The following is a 21,903-nucleotide window of genomic DNA, read 5'->3' as shown; positions in this document are numbered from 1 at the left end:
TTGCATAATAGCGGCTTCCCCCGATTGGGCACTCCCTGGCGACTTTTAGCGATCACTTATGCGTAATCCATCAAAACAAGAAGATTTAATTAAGGCGTTTAAGGCCTTATTAAAAGAAGAAAAATTCAGCTCACAGGGCGAGATTGTCGCTGCGCTTCAGGAACAGGGCTTTGATAACATCAACCAGTCCAAGGTATCGCGCATGTTGACTCGCTTTGGCGCCGTGCGCACGCGTAACGCCAAAATGGAGATGGTTTACTGCCTGCCCGCCGAGCTTGGCGTGCCGACCACCAGCAGCCCGCTAAAAAACCTGGTGCTGGATATCGACCATAATGATGCGTTGATTGTTATTCATACCAGCCCCGGCGCGGCGCAGCTGATCGCCAGGATGCTGGATTCACTGGGTAAACCAGAAGGTATTTTGGGCACAATTGCGGGCGACGATACGATTTTTATTACGCCGGCGCGCCATGTCACTATCAGAGATCTTCGCGATTCCGTGCTGAAATTATTTGAGCAGGAACTGTAAGCTTCCGGTTTTACGCCAGTAACTCCCTGTTTTTTAGCGCCGATATTCCTCGGCGCTTTATTTTGTCCGTTACGCCCGCCATAAAATTAGCATAATATCCTGCTTATTCGAATTTCTGTTGGCCTTCTGTTTTTTAGGACAGCGGTCTCATAGCGTGATCTGTCGCAAATAAGCGCACAGATAGTTAAATTCGCCTATCCTGCTGTTTTTACGAACCTTTAACCAGCACTGCACAACGAATCGCCTCTTTTTATAACTTAACGTTATTAAAAGGTGGTTAAATGCTTAAGTGTCCCAACAAAAAATTATTAGCATGCTATTAATTTTTTACGTTAGCAGATCTATACTTGTTTTCGTGATGTGAATCACACTAATAAGCCGATAAAAATAATGACGAGGAAAAATATTATGAACGTAAAAACGTCCATCGCTGCCCTTAGCCTGCTTTCTATGCTCTCTTTCGGCGCTTTTGCCGCAGATGCTGTTAACGCAGAGCAGGCGCAAAATATGCAGTCTGTGGGTACCGTAAGCGTTAGCGGCGTCAGCGCATCGCCAATGGATATTAACGCCCAGCTGGCACAGAAAGCGGACGCACAGGGCGCTAAAGCCTATCGCGTGGTAGAGGCCTATATGAATGGCAACTATCATGCAACGGCCGAGCTGTATAAGTAATCGCAAGCAACAACGAACCTTAACTCTGACGATAACCCCAAGAATAAAAAAAGCTTTTTAGCCCTTTCGGTTATCGCCCTACATTCGGAGCATCTGTTATGAAAACGACCTTCACTCTCGCTGCACTAAGCCTCGCTTCCGTTCTCTCTTTCGGCGCGAACGCCGCTAACCTGGTAACCGATCAGCAGGTCGCCAACGAAAATCTGCAGTCTATGGGCACCATTAGCGTTAGCGGTATTGATGGCGCGCCAACTACCATCCGTCAGCAGCTTTCACAGAAAGCCGACGAGCAGGGCGCGAAGTCTTATCGGGTAATTGAGGCCTATAACAACGGCAACTATCACGCTACCGCCGAACTCTATAAATAATTCCTCGTCGCCGTATTCTGACGGCTTTATGACGAACCCTTTGGCCCCGTTCCCCGGGGCCTTTTTTGTCTTCAGCGCAGGTTAAAGCGCAGCGCTCCTTCCAGCTCTTCTTCCGCTTCGTCAAACAGCAAAATCAACGCGCCATAGCGCCGCCTCTGACCGGTTCCAAGGTTAATAAAGGCGATTTCCAGCGGCAGCGGCAGCGACTTTTCGTTGATAACGTCCCACAGGCTGTCCAGATCCGTAATGAGCCTGTCGCCCAGCGCAAAGCGATCGCTGAATTGCCGAAAGAAATGTGCCTGGTCTACGATTTCATTAAAATCAAAAATTTCTGTTCTCATACTGGCCGCTCCACTGGAAAACGGTCGGGCGACGCGCGGCCGCCCGAAGCGTTACAGTCCCCCGATATGCAGGGCTTTGACCTCTAAAAATTCTTCCAGGCCCAACACCGAACCTTCGCGGCCCAGGCCCGACTCTTTCACGCCGCCGAAAGGCGCCAGCTCGGTGGAAACCGCGCATTCGTTGATGCCAATCATGCCGCTCTCCAGCGCCGCTGAAACGCGGAAGATACGCTGCACATCGCGCGTGTAAAAGTAGGCGGCCAAACCGAATTCGGTGTCATTAGCGCGGCGGATAACTTCTTCTTCGCTGTCAAAACGGAAACAGGCGGCGACCGGGCCAAAGGTCTCCTCCTTCGCCAGCTTCATGCTCTCGTTGGCTTCCGCTATGACCGTCGGCTGCCAGAAATTGCCGCCCAGCGCATGACGGTCGCCGCCCGCCACGATTTTGCCGCCTTTAGCTTTAGCATCCTTAACGTGCTCTTCTACTTTATCCACGGCGGAAGCTTCGATCAGCGGCCCGACCACGACACCCTCTTCTATGCCGTTACCTACCTTCAGCTTGCTGACTTCTTCTGCCAGCTGATTGACGAAGCGATCGTAGACGCTGTTGTGAATGTAGAAGCGGTTAACGCTGACGCAAACCTGGCCTGCATTACGAAATTTATTAGCGATAGCGCCTTTTACTGCGGCATCAATATCTGCATCTTCAAAAACGATATAGGGCGCGTTGCCGCCCAGTTCCATGGAGACTTTTTTCATCGTCTCCGCCGCGTTGCGCATCAGCAGCTTGCCGACTTGAGTGGAGCCGGTGAACGAAATCTTTCTCACCGCAGAACTGGCCATAATGGCTTCGCTAATTGCTTTGGTATCGCCCGCAACTGCGTTGAGCACGCCATCAGGTACGCCCGCTTTTTTCGCCAGCGCCACCAGCGCAAAAGCCGACAGCGGCGTATTGTTGGCCGGTTTGATAATGCCGGTGCAGCCTGCGGCCAGCGCCGGGCCAAGCTTGCGCGTCAGCATCGCCATCGGGAAGTTCCAGGGCGTGATAGCGGCAACCACGCCAACAGGTTCACGGGTGGCAAGAATGCGCGAGCCTGGCTTAGCCGGAGGAATGATTTCGCCATTGGCGCGTTTTGCCTGTTCGGCAAACCACTGAATAAAGCTGGCGGCGTACTCAACTTCGCCTTCCGCTTCTTTCACAGGTTTGCCCTGCTCTGCCGTCATCAGCTTGCCCAGCCAGGCTTTGTTTTCAATGATTAGCTGATACCAGCGATAAAGGATTTCGCTGCGCTCTTTGGCGGTTTTGGCACGCCAGGCGGGAAAGGCTTTTTCTGCGGCGGCAATGGCCCGTTGTGTTTCAGTCTTACCGGCACGCGCTACCTGAGTAATGACTTCCCCGGTAGCCGGGTTTAGTACCTCGAAGGTTGCATCGCTCTGTTGCCACTGGCCGTCGATAAAAAAGCCGTTCTGAAATAAGTCGTTGTCCTGAAGCGGATTGCTCATACTTTTCTCCCATGGGTTTGCCGTTGGGATAAGTATAGATGGCGGCCCGCATAGCAGGCCGTAAGAAAGGCAGGATTAAATTTGCAGCAGCGTGGTCTGGTATTTTTTTAGCATGCTGGCCAGGCGATGTACCGGTTCCGTCACGCTTAGCGGCGCTTCATAATGAACAAGTTTTTCCTGGTAAATAGCCAGCTCGGCCAGCAGACGTTCAAAATAGTGTCGGCGTTTGGCGTCGCTGCCTGCGGAGATAACCCGATCGGCCGTATGGCGCAGCTGTTTGTGGTAAGCAGAGAGGTCGCTGTTAACCGGAATATCAGCGTCGCGCAGGCGCTGATGGCCGATAATCAGCGTTAGCGCGATACGGAATTTATTGATATCTCCCGGAAAAATATTTAACAGCATAAAGAGCTGCTGATAGAGCGCGGGCAAATGGTTTTCACGACGCCGGGCCTGGTTGGTAGTCATGGCTGCGACAGCGGAATACATAAAACGGTTTAGCAGCGTGCGGCCGATACGCGCTTTGGAGGTATCGCGGATCAGCAGGATTACCAGCAGCGCCAGGAAACAGCCAATCGCCTGGCCCAGCGCGTTGTCTAAAAAGGCGCTGACGTTAAAGGTCATCGGGTTATCAAGGGTCAGGATGTTGATGGTGCCCACCAGCGCGCCCAGTGTTCCGATCTGACGGCGCTGGATAAGAATACCGCCGATAAACGCCATCACGCCCAGGCAGATAGAGAGCAGCAGCATGCTTTGCTGAGTGGCGGGCATAACCACCATGTAATAGAGCGCGCCCAGCGGGATCGCTACTATCATGCCGTACAAAAAGTCTTTTGCCATCATCAGCGGATTTGGCATACGCATCGCCAGCGCGGTGATAACCGCAAGCATGACCATAGCGCCGCTGCCGGAAGTCCAGCCGCTCCAGAGCCAGAATAGCGAGCCAACCGCCGTCGCCACAAAGGTGCGAATGCCGTTTATCAGCGCATGCCGGGTTTCCGCCGAACGCATTTTCACTACCGGCTCGCCGTCCAGCACTTCTTCTTCCATGCCGCTGATGCTGCTGTTGGTTTTGATGCCTTTCAGTAACAGCAGATAGCGCGACGCCGCGCCAACCCAGTTGCTGACAGTAACCGGCGTGTTTTTGCTGCCGCTGGCGGTAATAACGCGGCGCATAATTTTCATCCGCTTATGGATGTCGGCGACGTTTTCTACCGGCTTTTCGAAAAAGAGGTGAAACTGCGGCGGCACATATTCCGGGCGGCTGTTCTGGATCAGGAAGGTTTCACAGGCCTGGGTAATCAGCGTTAGCGAAAGCGTATTCAGAGCGCGCAGCCGCCGGTCGGCTTTTTGCCAGCGGCCCGCCTCCATCATCAGATGGGTGCGCATACCGTTTAGCGCGGTGGTACGGCGCACCAGATCGGTCCAGGCTTTATCGACTTCTTCCTTGTCGCCGTGCGCTACGCAAAGCTGCATCAGTTTATATTGATCGACCAGCAGCCCGTCGATGACCCGATCGATATCCTGTTTAATCGAACGTGGCGAAAAGAGCATATCGGCCAGAATAGCGCAGACAATACCAATGATGATCTCGCTACAGCGTTCAACGGCAAACTGCGGCGCCAGCAGCACCGAGCCGTTGGCGTCCACGCTGACTACGATAATCAGCGCCGTGTAGCCAGCCAGGCCCAGCGCGTAGGAATTCTCTACTTTAATTAACGAAGAAAGCCAGACGCAGAAACCGGCCCACAGGCAGCACAGCAACAACATGACTACCGGCGCACGAATAGTGGCGATCATAATAGTCAGCGCGGCGAGGCAGCCAATAAAGGTGCCGATAATGCGCAGCATGCCGCGGTGGCGCAGCGCGCCAGAAAAAGGATCGCCACCCGCCGCAAAGGCCGTGCCGCCTGCGACGATACAGGCGGTCATCACCGCCCAGCGCGGCGTTTCCAGATTAAAGTGAAAGCCGATTAGCAGCGCCAGCAGAATGGCGAAAGTCAGCTTGATCGGAAAGCGCAGTTGATACCACATGGCGCTTAGCCGAACTCGCGCAGGCGATGCATCAGTTTCATTATTGGCGACCTTTCATGCGGCTGGCGATCCTGGGCGCCGGTCACGATAACGGTTGCCGTGGTGCCGGAAGGATAAAGATTGCCCTGCTGCTGATCCAGGTGAATACGTACCGGTACACGCTGCGCCAGGCGAACCCATTCCAGGTTAGAGTCGATAGTCGCCATGCCTTTGCTGTCTATGGTGCTGCTGCTGTTAGTTACGCCTGCGGCAACGCTGTCTACGGTGCCAAGCAGCACGCGGTTACTGCCCAGCGGCGTGATTTCCACACGGTAGCCGGGACGCACGCCTTCCAGCTTGGTTTCTTCCATGTAGGCCAGCACGTAGAAAGTATGCTGCTGCACCAGCGCCACGGCAGTAGATCCGCGTGTGATAAACTCGCCACGATAAACGTTAAGGTTGGTGATCCAGCCGTCCGCAGGCGCTTTAACCACTGTGCGCTCCAGATCCAGTTTCGCGGTGTCGCGGGTCGCTACGGCTTTCGCCAGCTGATGTTCCGAAGTCTGGTAATCGTTGTTGGACTGCTCAATAGCTTCGCGAGACATGGCGGAGACGCCAAGCTGGTTGCGGCGGCTTGCTTCGCGGCGCTTTTCGCTGACCAGCGCCTGGTAGTAGGCAACATCCGCTTCCGCTTCGTTCAGCGCCTGCTGATAGCGTGGCTGGTCGACCACAAACAGCACCTGATCTTTTTTCACCAGCTGGTTATCGCGCACGCGCACATCGGTGATCAGGCCACTGACGTCCGGCGCGATAGCGACTACGTCCGCCGTAAATTTCGCATCGCGCGTCCAGGGCGACTCGGTGTAATAGACCCAAATGTGGAAAATGCCGACGACGGCAACGGCTACCAGGATAAGGGTAATGGCGAACCGGGATATTTTTCTTGTTAACGCTTTCACTGTGACCTCAGACAAACAATCGGGAAACCAGATAGAACAGGCAGCAGTAGAGTGCTGTATTAAATAAAGCCGGATGCCAGACCAGGTCATAGATCCCGGTGGGCGTCAGCAGGCGACGCACCAGCCAGAACAGCATCAGTGACACAATAATTTCAAAAAATATGGGCGGGAAGGAGAGCCCAAATATCACAATAACCGGAAGCACACTCATCTCTTATCCTTGTCAGGTTCGCCGGGCGTTCTTTCCGCCGCGCGAAAAAACCGCCCTCGGCAAGGGAGGCTGCTGCTCAACGGGTGATGATGTCAGACTGACCGCGTGCGGTCTTATCAAAACCGGCGCTCTATGAATAATAGCGTATTCAGGAGCCAGCATTTCGGCGAGTTGAGCTACGGAATCGTAACCCGGCGATGCTATAGTAACGCGGCTGACTATCTGTTATCTACCAAATGTGATCTAAATCACTTTTAAGCCAGAGTTAATAATGGAAAGAATGAAGGGGATGTCCGTGTTTGCGCGGGTGGTGGAGCTCGGCTCTTTTACAGCGGCGGCCAGCCACCTGCAGATGAGCGTTTCCGCCGTTAGCCAAATCGTCTCCCGGCTGGAAGACGAGCTGCAGGTGAAGCTGTTGAACCGCAGCACGCGCAGCATCGGCCTGACCGAGGCCGGAAAAATTTATTTTCAGGGCTGCCGCCGCATGATGCACGAGGCGCAGCAGGTGCACGAGCAGCTTTACGCCTTCAACAATACGCCGGTAGGCACGCTGCGTATCGGCAGCTCTTCTACCATGGCGCAAAACGTGCTGGCGCATATGACCGCAGAGATGCTGAAAGAGTATCCTGGTTTAACGGTCAATCTGGTTACGGGCATTCCCGCGCCGGATTTGATTGCTGACGGTCTGGATCTGGTGATCCGCGTAGGCGCGCTGCGTGACTCCAGCCTTTTTTCGCGGCGGCTGGGTTCGATGCCAATGGTGGTCTGCGCGGCTAAAAGCTATCTGGCGCAGCACGGCACGCCGGAGAAACCCTCCGATATCGGCAATTTTTCCTGGCTGGAGTACAGCGTGCGGCCCGACAACGATTTTGAGCTGACCTCGCCGGAAGGCATCAATATCCGCCTGTCGCCGCAGGGACGTTTCGCCACTAACGATTCGCAAACGCTGATCCGCTGGCTGGTGGCCGGCACCGGCATCGCCTATGTGCCGCTGATGTGGATTATCGATGAGATCAACGCCGGTAAAATCGAAATCCTTTTTGCGCACTATCAGTCCGATCCGCGCCCGGTTTATGCGGTTTATACGCAAAAGGACAAGCTGCCGCTGAAGGTGCAGGTCTGCATCAACTATCTGACGGATTATTTCCATAAGGTCGCGGATGTCTATCAGGAGTATCGGCAGGAATAAAAAAGGGCGTGCCCTCAGACTGCGACAAACTTGAAGCGATGGATGGCCTGTGGAGCACTACGGGCCATGGACGGCAGCCGCCACGAAAGGCGCTTTTTGCGTCTTTGCGGAAGACACAGGCCCCCCTAAGCCGGCACCAGCATACTTTGTCATCAACCTCAGGTTGCGTTTAAACCAGTGAAAGAGCAGCAGAGGCAGAGCGGAACACGGACACGCCGTGAACACGGTCCCTGTGGGCTCGGTTGGCGCGTCCATGCGCCAAACGGTCCGCTTATCCGCTCAGCCTCTGCCGCTATCAAGCTGCGGTGTTGCTGTAAAAAAGGCAGCCCCAATGAAGGGTTCAGTTTTGTCAGCAGTCTGAGGGCGCGCCCTTAATGTAGCTATGGCTGGATCAGGCAGTGCCGCCAACGGTAAGTTTATCCAGCTTCAGCGTTGGCTGACCTACGCCGACCGGCAGGCTTTGCCCTTCTTTACCGCAAACGCCGACACCTTTATCCAGCGCCAGATCGTTGCCGACCATCGAGATTTGCTGCATCGCCTCAATGCCGGAGCCGATTAGCGTGGCGCCTTTAACCGGTTTAGTGACTTTGCCGTTCTCAATCAGATAGGCCTCTGAAGTAGAGAACACAAATTTACCGGAAGTGATATCTACCTGGCCGCCGCCGAAGTTCGGCGCATAGAGGCCGTACTCCACGCTGGCAATAATTTCTTCCGGCGTGGATTTGCCCGCCAACATATAGGTATTGGTCATGCGCGGCATTGGCAAATGCGCATAGGACTCGCGGCGGCCATTACCGGTAGGCGCAACGCCCATCAGGCGCGCGTTAAGCTTGTCCTGCATATAGCCTTTCAGGATGCCGTTTTCGATCAGCACATTGTACTGGCCCGGTACGCCCTCATCATCTACTGCCAGCGAGCCGCGCAGGCCTTCGATGGTGCCGTCATCTACTACGGTACAGATATCGGAAGCAACCTTCTGGCCGACCTGGCCACTGAATACCGAAGTACCGCGACGGTTAAAGTCGCCTTCCAGGCCGTGGCCGACCGCTTCGTGCAGCAGCACGCCTGGCCAGCCCGCGCCCAGCACTACCGGAATGCTGCCGGCCGGTGCCGCCACGGCGCTCAGGTTGACCAGCGCCATGCGCACCGCTTCGCGCGCCCAGGCTTCCGCGCGAATTTCGCCGGATTCATCTGCCAGGAAGAATTCATAACCGAAGCGTCCGCCGCCGCCGCTGGAGCCGCGTTCACGCTTGCCGTCTTCCTCTACCTGCACGCTGACAGAGAGACGAACCAGCGGACGCACGTCCGAGGCCAGCGTGCCATCGGTAGCCGCGACCAGCACCATTTCATAAACGCCGCTGAGGCTGGCGCTGACTTCCTGAACGCGTTTGTCTGCCGCACGCGCGGCGCTGTCGACGCGATGCAGCAGCGCAATCTTTTCTTCACGGGTCAGGCTTTGCAGCGGATCGGCCGTAGGATAAAGCTGGCGATTGATCACCGCGCCCAGCGTATGCGCTTTGCCGTTGCCCTGTTCGCGCACTATGCTGCGCGCCGCCGTGGCGCTCTGCGTCAGGGCATTAAGCGTGAGCTGATCGGCATAGGCGAAGCCCGTTTTCTCGCCGCTGACGGCGCGTACGCCGACGCCCTGATCGATGTTCCAGGAGCCGTCTTTAATAATCCGATCTTCCAGCACCCAGGATTCGTGGTAGCTGGACTGAAAATAGAGGTCGGCGTAATCCAGTTTGCGTTCAGAAAGCTGGCCGAGAACGGAAAAGAGATCCTGTTGATTGATATTATTAGCAGTTAGTAACTGTTCACTTACCAGATTCAGACTCATGTATTCTCGCTCTGTTTAGATGAGCCAGTCGCCGCTGGCATCGTAATCTCTATAGCCTGAGGCAATTCCCCGGTCACGTCAAATTCACTTCGCGCTCTTTTCTCGCGGCTTGCGCAGCACTTCATCAATTTGCGGTTTATCGAGCGGCCCGGAAATGTGGTAGCGCAGCACCGAGATTTTATGCCAGAGTGGTGCCAGCGCTTTGCTGGCGGCGAATACCGCCGCGCCCACCACTGGATTGACGGCGAAAGCGACGCCAACGCCCACGGTTGCAGAGATCTCCGGCGCGACCACCGCTTCCATATCAATTTGCCGCTTCAGCAGATTAATTTTCCCCTGCATAGCGATGTCCGCTTCCAGGCCATCCACCAGCAGGTTATCGGTGCGCAGCACGCCTTTTTCGATCCAGGCGGTGCCGTTGATAGAGTCAAAATAGAAGCCCTGGCTGAAGGTGTCGGTAAAGTCGAGGCGCAGCTTGCGCAGCAGCGCATCAAAGCTTACCAGCCTCAGCAGCTGCCCGGCGCGGCCGGTATTAACATCCGCAATCTGTCCGGCACCAAAATGCGATTTCAGCACGCCGCTCAGCGTCGCTACAGAGGGCTGCCACGGCGCCGCCTGCCAGTGCAGGTCATAATCGATGTTGAAAGGCGCGTCCCGCAGCGGCGAATTCATGCCGAACCAGTTAACCGCATCATCGATTTTTTTACCGCTGAGCGTGCCTTTCAGCGCCGTACGCTGCGCGTTTGGCTGGTTAACCCATTCACCCTCCACTTTCAGGCGAGCGCTACCGGTATCGATCAGCCCATTTTGCAGTTTCAGCGTATCGCTGGTGTGGCTGAGACCGGCCTGAATGCGGCCAACGCGCTGCCCGCGTAGCCAGCACTCATCACAGTTCAGGTTCAGCGCTGGCCAGCTACTGAAGTTCACGCCTGCGGACTTCCCGGAAAATGGCGTAGCGTCGCCAGAAGCTGGCCACTGCGGATTGTAATAAAGGTAATCGAGCTGCGCCTGCCAGGGCGTGCGCTGTTTCATGACCAGCTTGCCGTTGATTTCACGGCCTTTAGCCTGAACGGTGTTTTCGCCTGATACGGTCTGGCTGAGGGTCGCTTCCAGATCGTGCCAGCGCTGGCCGCCCAGGGTTAAAGCCGGTGTGCGCAGCGTGATATTGCCTGGCAGATAAGCCTGCGCGCTGCCGTTGGTACCCGCGCCGCCCGCCAGCAGCCCCAGCCACGCCTCACCATCCAGCGGCGGCAGGTTCAGAACCATGCCTGAGGTATCTGGCAGCGCTGGCGTCTGTGCCGCATCGTTTTCCCAGACGCCGCGATCGACGCGCAATTGTTTGCCCAACAGCCAGCGGCTGTTGAAACGCTGATTGTCGCCCACCGCGCCCTGGAGCGTAAAGGCCGAGAGATCGCCCTGCGCCTGTACACGAACCGGCATCGCCTCGTCCCTTGTTTTATCAAGCGGCGCAGGTAAGTTACTGCTTACATTTTTCAGGTTGCCGCTCAGGGATATTTTATAGTTTGCGCCGCCACCATGCGGCAGCGTAATCGCTACCACGCTTTGCCAGCTGGCGCTGCCGCCTAGTTTCTGTCGCAGCGCCGCCGGGAGCACATCCACGCCGCCCGGCTGCCAGTTGCCGTTGAGATCGACGCCAATATCATAATGTTTATCGCCTTCCTGAGTGTTGAAGGTGACGTTAAGCGGCTGGCCGAACCAGCTTGCGGTCAGCGGCTCACTTTGCAGGTTGCCGTTATCGTAGGTAAAACGGCCGCTCAGGTTTTTAATGGTGCTGTTCAGCGGCTTGATAAACAGCGAATTATTGCGCAGGTTAACGTCACCGCTGGCTTTAACCTGCTGCCCGTCCAGTGGGATATTTAAATGTAAGTGACCGTTTACATCGCCGCCAATCTGCAGCTCATCAAGCGCTGCACCCAGTTCCGGCTTCAGCGGCGTCTGGTTGAAATAGCGGCCTACTTCCACGCCCGTCCCGCTGATATCGCTGTCGATAATCAGTTTTTCTTTCATGTAGTCGGGGATCGCGGCGGCAATGTTTCGGCCCTGCACCTTGCCGAGCTTTGTCTCTTCCGCCTTCATAAACAGCCCGTCGTTGATGAAGTTCAGATTGATATCCAGCTTTTCCAGATCTGGCCAGCCGGGCTGAAAGCGATAGGTCGCCTGGCGCAGCGGTACCCAAACCTGGAACATGCCGTCATTGTGCTTGAAAGGGAAAAGCTGCGGGTTACCGGCAAACAGCAGCGTGGCGTTTTTCACCTGGCCGCCTTTGATGGCACCGCTGAGGTAGTCGGTCAGCGCCGTGCCCATTAGCGGCTCCGGGAAATAGCGCCAGGCATCGCCCGCATTGGTCAGGTTAATGCCAGCCAGAATATCCAGCCGCGGCGCCCGATCTTTAGCCTGTGCATAAGTAAAATCGCCCTTTGCCCATAGCGAGCGAGCCTGCACATCCAGATCTCTGCCAGCCAGCGTCAAACCATCGCTGCCTTTCTGCCAACTTAACGCGCCGCGTGCCTGGGCTATCTCCAGCGGCGCGCGGAACATGGTGCCATAAGGCAGCACGGCGTTTTTGAGATTAAAGTCCAGCCTGCCGTCCGTGACGCCGCCCGTCAGCGAGCCGTTAAAATGCTGCATGCCCGGCAGCAGCTCCCAGTGCTGCCAGCTGAGATCCTGCCAGCTGGCCTGAAAGCGAGTTTTTTCCGGCTGCTGCAAAGGAATATCGGCGGCCAGCGTCTGTACTTCGCCGCGCGGCTGCAGCGTTCGCCAGTTCGCCAGCAGCGTCGGCGTGATTTTGGAAAACAGCGGCAGCAACGCGTCAATACGTTCCAGCGCCAGATGGGTTGCGCGTACGCGCAGTTCTGCTGATTGTTCCGGGCCGCTGGCGTCAGACGGCAGCCAGAGCAGCGATACCTTGCCTTTTGGCCAGGCTATATCGTCGGTGTTCAGGTTGGTTTGCGGCACTTCGATACGCCAACCCTGTTGAAAGCGGCTGATATGGGCGGCTATGTTATTCACCGTCAGCCGATGCGCCTGGCGATCGCCCTGCCAATCCGCGCCGCCCTTCTTTAACAGAATATCGCCGCTGTGGATTTCCCCTTCTTTAAGGCTCATCCAGGCCGCCAGCGAGAAGCGCGCGCTTTTCAGGCTGGTATTGTCCTGCATCCACTGGCCCAGCCAGGGTTTGACGTCTATGCCGTCCGCCTGCATCCAGGCACGACCGGTATCGAGATAGCCATTGGTATCGCTGAGATCCAGACGCACCTGCACTACTCCGTGCTGGCCGGTAAAGCTGGAGAGGCTGACCAGCCCTTCCGCCCGATGACGGTTATCTTCATTGAGCCAGGTCAGTTGCGGAATAGCTAATTTTGCGCGCTGTCCGGAAAGAGTCAGGAAACTGATTTGGCTCTGCCGCAGATCGAAATGGTCAAACTGCCGTAAAAAAAGGTCGCTGAACTGGCCCGGCTTTAGCTGCACCTTGCCGCTGCCGTCGGCGGTCAATGGCGTATTGGTAACGAGATCAAGCTGCCAGAAAGTCAGGTTGCGGAACTGCGGCCGCAGATGCAGCAGGGATTGCCAGACGTCGAAAGCCAGCGAAACGCGATCGACTTTCAGCGTGCCGCCGTCTTTTAAACCTATATCGAGGGCTTTGATCTCCAGCACCGGGCCGAAGTTTTCCCAGCGGCCGTTTAGAGAGGCTGCCGTTACCGGCACGCCAATGGCGGAAGAGAGATGCTGTAATATGGGCTGGCGCCAGCTGTTCATATGCGGCATCGCCAGACGCAGACCGCTGACTATCAGCGCAACAATAACGACGATTATTGCGCCGGTCAGTAGCAGGATCCTCGGCAATTGCCTCACACACACCTCTCCTTGAGTCCCGCCAGGCGGGCTATAAATATGTTAATGCCCGGCGGGGCGCGCTGGCTTTTTTAAAGCGGGATAGCAGCCGAGGCTACATCATGACGACATCGAACTGCTCCTGAGTATAGAGCGGTTCAATCTGTACTTTCACCTGCTTGCCGACGAATATTTCCACTTCCGCCAGCGAATGCGATTCGTCGGATTTCAGCGCTTCGCCAACTGCCGGGGAAACGTAAACCAAAAACCGGTCCGAATCGTAAGCATGATGGACGCGAACGATTTCACGCATGATTTCATAGCAGACGGTTTCCACCGTTTTCAGCGTGCCGCGCCCTTTGCAGACCGGACAGTCCTGGCACAGCACGTGCTCAATGCTCTCGCGCGTGCGTTTGCGTGTCATCTCCACCAGCCCCAACTGCGAAAAGCCATTGATGCCGGTTTTGACCCGATCTTTGCTTAACGCCTGTTCCAGCGAATGCAGCACGCGGCGGCGATGCTCTTCATTATTCATATCGATAAAGTCGATAATGATAATGCCGCCAAGGTTGCGCAGGCGCAGCTGGCGCGCGATCGCCTGGGTGGCTTCGATATTAGTGTTAAAGATGGTTTCGTCGAGGTTGCGATGGCCGACAAAAGCGCCGGTATTGATATCGATAGTGGTCATCGCCTCGGTCTGATCGATGATCAGATAGCCGCCGGACTTCAGCTCCACTTTGCGATCCAGCGAGCGCTGGATTTCGTTTTCCACGTCAAACAGATCGAAGATTGGCTGTTTGCCAGTGTAGAGCTCCAGCTTTGCCGTCATTTCCGGGATATATTCGCTGGTGAATTCCACCAGATGTTCCCAGGTTTGGCGCGAGTCAATGCGAATGCGATCCAGCGCTGCACCAGCAAAATCCCGCAGGATACGCTGCGACAGCGCCACTTCGCCATACAGGCGGCAGCGGGTTTTGTTGCGTTTTTTGCGCTCAATGACTTTGGTCCACAGGCGCTTGAGAAAGGCGGCGTCGGAAGCCAGCTCCTGTTCGCCTACGCCTTCGGCGGCGGTGCGGATAATGTAGCCGCCCAGCTCGTCGCAGTAGGCCGCCACTACCGACTTAAGCCGATCGCGTTCTTTCTCGCTTTCAATTCGCTGCGATACGCCGACGTGGGAAGCGCCCGGCATAAAAACAAGGTAGCGCGAAGGCAGCGTGATATCGGTGGTCAGGCGCGCGCCTTTGGTACCCAGCGGATCTTTCACCACCTGCACCATTAAATCCTGTCCCTGGCGAACCAGTTCGGAGATGTCGCGTACGGCGAAGTTTTTGCGCTCGTCACCCGCCACGCATTCAGTATGCGGCATGATATCGGAAGCGTGCAGGAACGCCGCTTTTTCCAGGCCGATATCGACAAAAGCCGCCTGCATACCGGGCAATACACGGCTGACGCGGCCTTTATAGATATTGCCGACAATGCCCCGGCGCGCTTCGCGCTCGATATGAATTTCCTGTAGGATGCCGCCGTCGATATAAGCGACCCGGGTTTCCGCAGGCGTGATATTTACCAGAAGTTCAGCCGTCATCTTGTTCCCTCACCTCGCGCAGTGCCTGGAACTGGCTTAGCAGTTCAGCCGTTTCCACCAGGGGCAACCCCACCACCGCGTGATAGCTTCCGTTGATTTTTCTGACAAAATTGCCGCCCAGCCCCTGAATGCCGTAGGAACCCGCTTTATCCATCGGCTCACCGCTGGCGATATAGGCCAGGATATCTTCTTCACTGAGCAGGCGAAAAGTGACTTCTGTTACCACCAGGCAAGCCAGCTGCCGCTGGCGATCCGCCAGCGCGACCGCTGTCATTACCTGATGCGTGCGGCCGGATAGCTTCGCCAGCATCGCCGCTGCGGCCTGCTCATCGGCGGGTTTTTCCAGCACTTCGCTATTTAGCACCACTATAGTATCTGCGCCAAGCACAGGTAGATCCTGTTGCGCTACCGCCACACCAGCCAGCGCTTTTTCCATCGCCAACCGCCTGACATAGGCCTCAGCCGCTTCGTCGGGCCGCTGTTTTTCTTCGACTTGCGTACTCAGGCGCTCAAAGCGCAGGCCAAGCTGCGTCAGCAGTTCGCGACGGCGGGGAGAACCAGAAGCCAGGTAAAGGGATTGCATACTCTTCCTTATTGTACGGCGAACTGGCGGCGAATTTTTCTCATCAGCAAGAACAGCCAGGGCCACAGAATACCGTCGATCACGCTGCTCCAGAAGATTTCCGGACGAAACGAGACGTTAATCACTAAAAATTCCGCCCAGAAGACGATAACGTCCATCGCCAGCGAGAGCACCATCACCATCAGCGCCTGCTGCCAAAGGGCGAGATTGCGGAATAGCTGGAATTTGAACGCGACCAGGTAGGCGACAATGCTGAAGGCCAGCGCGCGGACGCCCAGCGTCGAGCCTGAAATCAGATCCATTATAGATCCCATTACAAAGCCCGTGCCGACATTGACGCGATGCGGCAGCGCCAGCACCCAGTAGATCAGGATCAGCAGCAGCCACGAGGGCCTGAACATATAGATTTGTTCAGGCCAGGGCATAATTTGCAGCACCAGCGCCATCAGGAAAGAGCACCAGATGACCCAGCGTCCGTGGCTGCGATAGCTGCTCAAGGCTGGCTCCGGCGCGGCGCAGCGGCTGGCGTGGCCTGAGCGGCGGCTGGCGTGGCCTGAGCGGCGGCTGGCGCGGAGAGATTATCCGGCGCTGGCGGCCCCATCAGCTCGCTGGCGGCAGGCAGTACCTGCGGCATCATCTGCATTAGCCGCTCGTTGGCGACGCGGTGCACTTCGTCCGGCGCCATTGGCATATCGCCGTTGCGATCAGCGCCCCACAGCAGCAGTAAATAGCGCAGGCGTTGCAGACCTGCCGTTGGGCGCGCCTGAATAACGGTGTAGGCACGCTGCGTATCCAGTTTAACGGAAGAGACCACGCCGACCGGATAGCCTTCCGGGAAACGACCGCCCAGACCGGAAGTGACCAGGACATCGCCCGGACGAATATCGGTGTTGCCCGGCAAATGTTCGAGCTGGAGGTCTTCCGTGCAGCCGTTGCCCGCCGCTATTACGCGAATATCGTTGCGCAGCACCTGAATAGGCAGCGCGTGCGAGGAATCGCAGATCAGCATTACGCGGCTGGTGATTTTCCCTACGGCAACAACCTGACCAACCACACCTTTATCGCTGATTATCGGCTGCCCTTCATAGACGCCGTTCACACTGCCTTTGTCGATCACCACCTGGTCGGTATAGGGATCGGTGCCGGTCGAGATCACCTGGGTGACCATTTTGTGCTCGTCCTGACGCAGCGGCGATCCCAGCAGCTCGCGCAGGCGCGCGTTCTCCTGCTTAAACTGGCCGAGCATCAGCAGCTCGCTGTTTTTTAGCATCAGCTCGCGCTGCAGGGCTTTGTTTTCCAGCTCAAGCTGCTGGCGGGAGGCCAGCGTTTCGGAAACGCTGTCCAGAATTTGTCGTGGCCCGTTGGCCAGGAAATAGAATGGGCTGACCGCCGTATCCATGTAGGTGCGTATCTGGCTGAAAGCGCCCATACGGCTGTCGGCGATAATCACGCCTATCGCTACCACAACGGCCAGAAACAAGCGTAACTGCAGGGATGGTCCCCTGCTGAAGATTGGCTTCATAAACTCGGCGTAGTCCTCGACATCATTAACAAGACGCGCGGAGCCCGCGCGCCTTTAGGGCAAATTATTCTTCGCTGAACAAATCGCCGCCGTGCATGTCGATCATTTCCAACGCTTTGCCGCCGCCGCGCGCGACGCAGGTCAGCGGATCTTCAGCCACTACTACCGGAATGCCGGTCTCTTCCATCAGCAGGCGATCGAGGTTGCGCAGCAGCGCGCCGCCGCCGGTCAGCACCATGCCGCGTTCAGAAATATCGGAAGCCAGCTCCGGCGGACACTGCTCCAGCGCCACCATTACCGCGCTAACGATGCCGGTTAACGGCTCCTGCAGGGCTTCCAGAATTTCGTTGGAGTTCAGCGTAAAGCCGCGCGGCACGCCTTCTGCCAGGTTACGGCCGCGTACTTCGATTTCGCGCACTTCGTCGCCCGGATAGGCAGAGCCGATCTCATGCTTGATGCGCTCCGCCGTGGCTTCACCAATCAGCGAGCCGTAGTTGCGGCGCACGTAGTTGATAATGGCTTCGTCGAAGCGATCGCCGCCGATGCGCACGGAAGAGGAGTAAACCACGCCGTTCAGCGAGATTACCGCTACTTCGGTGGTGCCGCCGCCGATATCAACAACCATGGAGCCGGTCGCTTCGGAAACCGGCAGGCCAGCGCCGATAGCGGCCGCCATTGGTTCTTCAATCAGGAAAACTTCGCGTGCGCCTGCGCCCTGGGCGGACTCACGAATGGCGCGGCGCTCAACCTGGGTTGCGCCTACCGGCACGCACACCAGCACGCGCGGGCTTGGACGCATAAAGCTGTTGCTGTGAACCTGCTTGATAAAGTGCTGCAGCATTTTCTCGGTCACGAAGAAGTCGGCGATCACGCCGTCTTTCATGGGACGAATAGCGGCAATATTACCTGGAGTACGGCCCAGCATCTGTTTGGCGTCATGACCGACCGCCGCGACGCTCTTTGGCGAACCGGCACGATCCTGACGAATGGCGACAACGGAAGGCTCATTCAGAACGATGCCCTGTCCTTTCACATAAATCAGGGTATTGGCGGTACCCAGGTCGATGGACAAGTCGTTGGAAAACATGCCACGAAATTTTTTAAACATACTGAAGGATAATCCTGCTAGCTGGGGGCGGAAAATAAAATCCGCTTACTTTACCAACCACACGAAGCAGCGACAAGGCGCAAAAACGCTCTACTTCGGTGAAAAATCACGCTATCTCTCGCCTGAGTCACAACCCCAAAAGCTAAGCGAACAGAATGCCTGAGTTCAGGCGCATCGCCCCTGTTTTAAGGCTGTATTACGGACATAACGCACATGAAATTTTACATATTTGGGCACTGCTTCACTGCCCGTCAACCGTAGCCGGCACCACAGCCGCGCGGCTATTCTACGTGAAAACCGGCTTAACGGCAGACTAAACTCGATATCTTTGCAAATATTTTTTCACATCGCCTGTTAACAGCTGCGAAGCGGCAAAAAAATCGCCCTGGCCGCCGTTAACGCCCGCCGCTGCCAGGGTTTGCCATTCGCTGCGGTTCTTGACGCCTGCGGCAAAAACCTGGGTTGCGGTGCCTTTGCAGCTTTCGAGCAGGCTCTGCACAAAAAGCTGGTTTTCCTTGCGGCGATCGATATCCCGCACCAGTCCCGGATGCAGTTTGATCAGTTCCGGCGCTACCGCTTTGATATAGGCGGTGCTGACCAGGGTCAAACCCGCCTGGGTAATGGCGATACGGCAGCCAAAACCCCGTAGCAAATGAAAAGCGCCCTGCAAACGGCAGAGGTGTTGACCAACATCCGCTTCCGCAAGTTCAAATAAAATACGGTTTCTTTGTAATTTAGTGTATTGCAGCAGCGTGTCGCGCAGCCAAATCTGGAAAGGACGCTGTAGCAGCGCGTCGATAGTGAGCGGAACGGCCAGCGTTTCTTCCGGCCAGATGCGGGTAAAGGCAAGGATACGGCCAATCAGTAGCCGGTCGTAGCCTTCGGCCATGCCCAGCTGCTGCACCAGCGGCAGATATTCGGCGGCGGCCAGCTCGGTTTTGCCGTCGAATATTCTCGGCATGATTTCGCGGTGGTGTACTTTACCTTCACGCGTCACCGCCGGTTTCTGGTACAGGCGCGGGCCGCCACGGCTCAGCGTGTTTTCCAGCAGCGTTCGCCATTTGACGCTGCCCCGGCTGAACTCCGGCTGCGGCTTATCGCTGACCGACCAGTTATTGCCACCCAGCAGCGCCGCATGCCGCGTCGCCAGCTCTACGCTCTCCATCACCTGCTGCGTGGTCTGTCCGCTTTGCCAGGCACTGATGCCAATATGGATCATATCCTCACGATCCAGCATGCGTGTGGGCGGCAACGCATCCACCGCTTTAATTAGCTGCGAAGCGATACTGTCGGCATCTTTCAGGCTGCGATGCGGCAGCAAGACCGCATAATCGCTGTGAAAATAGCGCGCCAGCAGCGCGCCGGGATAACGCAGCACAAAAGTAGAAAGCAGGTTTACCAGGCTGAACAAATAATCCTGCACCGGCGCATGTCCCCAGTTGTCGCGCAAGGTATCCAGATCCGGCAAGCGGATCATCATTACCATGCCGTGTGCGCCTGGCGTTTCCACATCTTCCAGCAGCGTAGCCAGCTGGTTATCAAAAAATAGCCGATTGTGCAGGCCGGTCATGGGATCCTGGGCGGCAAAAGCGCGGATCAGCGTATCCACACGATTGCGCTGCTCGCCCGCCTCCTGCAAATCGGCCAGCAGACGATCTAACGCGCTGCTGGCTACCGGCGGCCACTCCAGCACTGAGCCATGTCTGACGCTTTCTCTTTCACCGCGCAGCACTTTTTTGGCGCGGATTTCCAGCTGCTCCATGCCTTCAAGCTGCCGGTAAAGCCAGCGGTGCGAGAAAAACAGGATTAGCAGCAGCATACCTACCGTCAGGACGATCAGGATTAATATTGAGGCGCCGATAAAAGAAGTTAGCCAGGTTTTCGCCGTATCGACCCAAACGATATGCAGTTTGATGCCGGGATGCTTTTTTAACGGGATCAGGCTTTCGCGGTAGCGATTGGGCTGATCTTCCAGTACCGCGTTCTGGTGGCGAGCGACCGTTTGCACGTTTTGCCTATCTTTGCTCAGGCTCAGGCGGATGATCTGCAACGGCCCCATAATCTGCGGCAGCCACTGCGCAATTTGTTCTGGCGGCTGGCTGTCTAGCGCTACATCGATCTCTTCGGCCATTGTCTGTAGCCGGTGTTCAGCACGCAGATCGCTAAGATAATAAAAGCTCATTACGCCGCCCACCAGCATGACAAGCATGACCAGTGCGCTGACAAAGGTAATCATGGCGGAAAGTTTGGTGGTTAATCGCATCCCTGTGCTCGTTGACTGCCGTTAAAGAGGCGTCGCGGCGTGATAGCCGCAACAGATAGCCTGCAAGAGTTTCTTTACGTTTTTATGAATCTTAAACAGGGTATTGCCGTTTGCCGCGAGTATAGTGAGGTCAGGCTTTAATTATAACCTCAGGTTCCATTTTCAGGAGATTCTCATGCAGGCACTTGTTCTTGAGCAGTCGGAAGGTAAAACCCAGGCAACCGTTAAGCAGCTTGACGCCGGGGCGCTGCCGCCGGGCGAAGTCACCGTGGATATCGCCTGGTCGGGCCTGAATTATAAAGATGCGCTGGCGATTACCGGCAAAGGCAAAATTATTCGCCAGTTTCCGATGGTGCCCGGCATTGATTTTGCCGGAGAGGTGCGCTACAGCGAAGATCCGCGATTTCACGCCGGGCAACAGGTGCTGCTGACCGGCTGGGGCGTGGGTGAAAATCACTGGGGCGGCCTGGCCGAGCAGGCCAGGGTTAAAGGCGACTGGCTGACCCCGATGCCAGAAGGATTGGATGGCCGTCGGGCGATGATTATCGGCACCGCCGGACTTACCGCCATGCTGTGCGTAATGGCGCTGGAAGAAGGCGGCGTGCGGCCTGAGAGCGGCGAGGTTGTCGTAACCGGCGCCAGCGGCGGCGTGGGCAGCACGGCGGTTTCCCTGCTTAGTTCGCTGGGCTATCGGGTCGCGGCGGTCAGCGGACGTGAATCCACCCACGACTATCTTCGCCAGCTGGGCGCCAGCGAAATTCTGCCGCGCGAGGCCTTCAGCGCGGATAGTCGTCCGCTGGAAAAGCAACGCTGGGCTGGCGCGGTGGATACCGCTGGCGATAAAGTGCTGGCGAGCCTGCTGGCACAGATGAGTTACGGCGGTACGGTAGCGGCGTGCGGTCTGGCGGCAGGCTTTGCGCTGCCGACTACCGTGATGCCTTTTATCCTGCGTAATGTACGGCTTCAGGGCGTGGATTCCGTGACCACGCCAGCAGAACGCCGCGCGCAGGCCTGGAAGCGGCTGCTGAAAATCCTGCCCGACGCTTTTTATCAGCAGGCCACCACTGAAATCTCCCTGACGGAAGCGGCGGCCAGCGCGCAAAAGTTGCTGAATAATGAGCTGACCGGAAGAACGCTGGTAAAAATTCGTTAGCTTGTCTGCTGCGCCTGGCGGGCCAGACCCTCAGGCACTTTTGCCTTAACTGGCTGTATAAGACCATTTATCTCAGACTGCTGACAAAGTTAAAAAAGCTCAGGTGAGCCTCTGTTTTTTGCAGCAACGCAGCGGTTTTTTAGCGGCAGAGGCAGAGCGGATAAGCGGACCGTTTGGCGCATGGACGCGCCAACCGAGCCTACATGGAAGTATTCACG

At 56.5% G+C, this 21,903-nt stretch carries 18 protein-coding genes; 5 read left to right on the top strand and 13 right to left on the bottom strand.

The window, feature by feature from the left end; genetic code table 11:
- The first annotated feature begins 58 nt into the window (after nucleotides 1-58).
- The 3 genes from argR to yhcN (ACETPC_RS06425) all read left to right on the top strand — a co-directional run bounded on the left by argR (nucleotide 59) and on the right by yhcN (ACETPC_RS06425) (nucleotide 1,569).
- Nucleotides 59-529 carry a transcriptional regulator ArgR gene (argR, locus tag ACETPC_RS06435; RefSeq protein WP_380179782.1) on the top strand — a complete coding sequence of 157 codons (471 nt, stop codon included), beginning with the start codon at nucleotides 59-61 and terminating at the stop codon, nucleotides 527-529.
- 408 nt (nucleotides 530-937) lie between these two features.
- The gene (gene yhcN, locus ACETPC_RS06430; RefSeq protein WP_380179780.1) at nucleotides 938-1,201 is read left to right on the top strand and encodes a peroxide/acid stress response protein YhcN; all 264 of its coding nucleotides are present in this window, start codon (nucleotides 938-940) and stop codon (nucleotides 1,199-1,201) included.
- Between the two features lie 98 nt (nucleotides 1,202-1,299).
- On the top strand, nucleotides 1,300-1,569 hold the full coding sequence (yhcN, locus tag ACETPC_RS06425) for a peroxide/acid stress response protein YhcN (protein WP_380179778.1): 270 nt from the start codon (nucleotides 1,300-1,302) through the stop codon (nucleotides 1,567-1,569).
- Between the two features lie 71 nt (nucleotides 1,570-1,640).
- Here yhcN (ACETPC_RS06425) and ACETPC_RS06420 read toward each other — a convergent pair whose 3' ends face one another.
- From ACETPC_RS06420 to aaeX, 5 genes are all read right to left on the bottom strand, one after another.
- Nucleotides 1,641-1,910 carry a hypothetical protein gene (locus ACETPC_RS06420; protein ID WP_380179776.1) on the bottom strand — a complete coding sequence of 90 codons (270 nt, stop codon included), beginning with the start codon at nucleotides 1,908-1,910 and terminating at the stop codon, nucleotides 1,641-1,643.
- 51 nt (nucleotides 1,911-1,961) lie between these two features.
- Nucleotides 1,962-3,413 carry an NAD-dependent succinate-semialdehyde dehydrogenase gene (locus ACETPC_RS06415; protein ID WP_380179774.1) on the bottom strand — a complete coding sequence of 484 codons (1,452 nt, stop codon included), beginning with the start codon at nucleotides 3,411-3,413 and terminating at the stop codon, nucleotides 1,962-1,964.
- A gap of 75 nt (nucleotides 3,414-3,488) precedes the next feature.
- The gene (gene aaeB, locus ACETPC_RS06410) at nucleotides 3,489-5,444 is read right to left on the bottom strand and encodes a p-hydroxybenzoic acid efflux pump subunit AaeB (RefSeq protein WP_380179772.1); all 1,956 of its coding nucleotides are present in this window, start codon (nucleotides 5,442-5,444) and stop codon (nucleotides 3,489-3,491) included.
- A gap of 5 nt (nucleotides 5,445-5,449) precedes the next feature.
- The gene (aaeA, locus tag ACETPC_RS06405) at nucleotides 5,450-6,382 is read right to left on the bottom strand and encodes a p-hydroxybenzoic acid efflux pump subunit AaeA (protein WP_380179770.1); all 933 of its coding nucleotides are present in this window, start codon (nucleotides 6,380-6,382) and stop codon (nucleotides 5,450-5,452) included.
- Between the two features lie 7 nt (nucleotides 6,383-6,389).
- Entirely contained in the window at nucleotides 6,390-6,593 is a 204-nt protein-coding gene (aaeX, locus tag ACETPC_RS06400) for a p-hydroxybenzoic acid efflux pump operon protein AaeX (protein ID WP_034890367.1), read from the bottom strand.
- Nucleotides 6,594-6,864: 271 nt separating this feature from the next.
- Here aaeX and aaeR point away from each other — a divergent pair, with 271 nt between their 5' ends.
- A complete protein-coding gene (gene aaeR / locus ACETPC_RS06395) occupies nucleotides 6,865-7,782 on the top strand; it encodes an HTH-type transcriptional activator AaeR (protein WP_380179769.1) in 918 nt (305 codons plus the stop codon).
- A gap of 391 nt (nucleotides 7,783-8,173) precedes the next feature.
- Here the strand turns inward: aaeR and tldD are convergent, their stop codons facing one another.
- From tldD to csrD, 8 genes are all read right to left on the bottom strand, one after another.
- Nucleotides 8,174-9,619 (bottom strand): metalloprotease TldD, encoded by a 1,446-nt coding sequence (gene tldD, locus ACETPC_RS06390; protein WP_380179767.1) that lies wholly within the window; start codon nucleotides 9,617-9,619, stop codon nucleotides 8,174-8,176.
- An 84-nt stretch (nucleotides 9,620-9,703) separates the two neighbouring features.
- Nucleotides 9,704-13,492, bottom strand: coding sequence for an AsmA2 domain-containing protein YhdP (gene yhdP / locus ACETPC_RS06385; RefSeq protein ID WP_380179765.1), 3,789 nt, complete (start codon nucleotides 13,490-13,492; stop codon nucleotides 9,704-9,706).
- A 94-nt stretch (nucleotides 13,493-13,586) separates the two neighbouring features.
- On the bottom strand, nucleotides 13,587-15,056 hold the full coding sequence (rng, locus tag ACETPC_RS06380) for a ribonuclease G (RefSeq protein ID WP_380179763.1): 1,470 nt from the start codon (nucleotides 15,054-15,056) through the stop codon (nucleotides 13,587-13,589).
- Complete coding sequence (locus tag ACETPC_RS06375; protein WP_380179762.1) at nucleotides 15,046-15,639, bottom strand: Maf family protein; 594 nt, start codon at nucleotides 15,637-15,639, stop codon at nucleotides 15,046-15,048. The genes rng and ACETPC_RS06375 overlap by 11 nt, the downstream gene beginning before the upstream one ends.
- Nucleotides 15,640-15,647: 8 nt before the next feature.
- The gene (gene mreD, locus ACETPC_RS06370; RefSeq protein ID WP_380179760.1) at nucleotides 15,648-16,136 is read right to left on the bottom strand and encodes a rod shape-determining protein MreD; all 489 of its coding nucleotides are present in this window, start codon (nucleotides 16,134-16,136) and stop codon (nucleotides 15,648-15,650) included.
- Entirely contained in the window at nucleotides 16,133-17,161 is a 1,029-nt protein-coding gene (gene mreC / locus ACETPC_RS06365; RefSeq protein WP_380179759.1) for a rod shape-determining protein MreC, read from the bottom strand. The genes mreD and mreC overlap by 4 nt, the downstream gene beginning before the upstream one ends.
- A 64-nt stretch (nucleotides 17,162-17,225) precedes the next feature.
- Entirely contained in the window at nucleotides 17,226-18,269 is a 1,044-nt protein-coding gene (mreB, locus tag ACETPC_RS06360; RefSeq protein ID WP_003855260.1) for a rod shape-determining protein MreB, read from the bottom strand.
- A gap of 313 nt (nucleotides 18,270-18,582) precedes the next feature.
- Nucleotides 18,583-20,532, bottom strand: a complete 1,950-nt coding sequence (gene csrD, locus ACETPC_RS06355) for an RNase E specificity factor CsrD (protein WP_380179756.1) — start codon at nucleotides 20,530-20,532, stop codon at nucleotides 18,583-18,585.
- A 175-nt stretch (nucleotides 20,533-20,707) separates the two neighbouring features.
- Between csrD and ACETPC_RS06350 the strand changes: the two genes are divergently transcribed.
- The gene (locus ACETPC_RS06350; protein WP_380179754.1) at nucleotides 20,708-21,685 is read left to right on the top strand and encodes an oxidoreductase; all 978 of its coding nucleotides are present in this window, start codon (nucleotides 20,708-20,710) and stop codon (nucleotides 21,683-21,685) included.
- Nucleotides 21,686-21,903: the final 218 nt, after the last annotated feature.

Origin of the sequence: Pantoea sp. sgz302252, from assembly GCF_042610525.1 — a bacterium.
GTDB lineage: Bacteria > Pseudomonadota > Gammaproteobacteria > Enterobacterales > Enterobacteriaceae > Erwinia.
The sequence above is the reverse complement of the archived record's forward strand: the minus strand, read 5'-3'. Positions and strand labels throughout refer to the sequence as shown.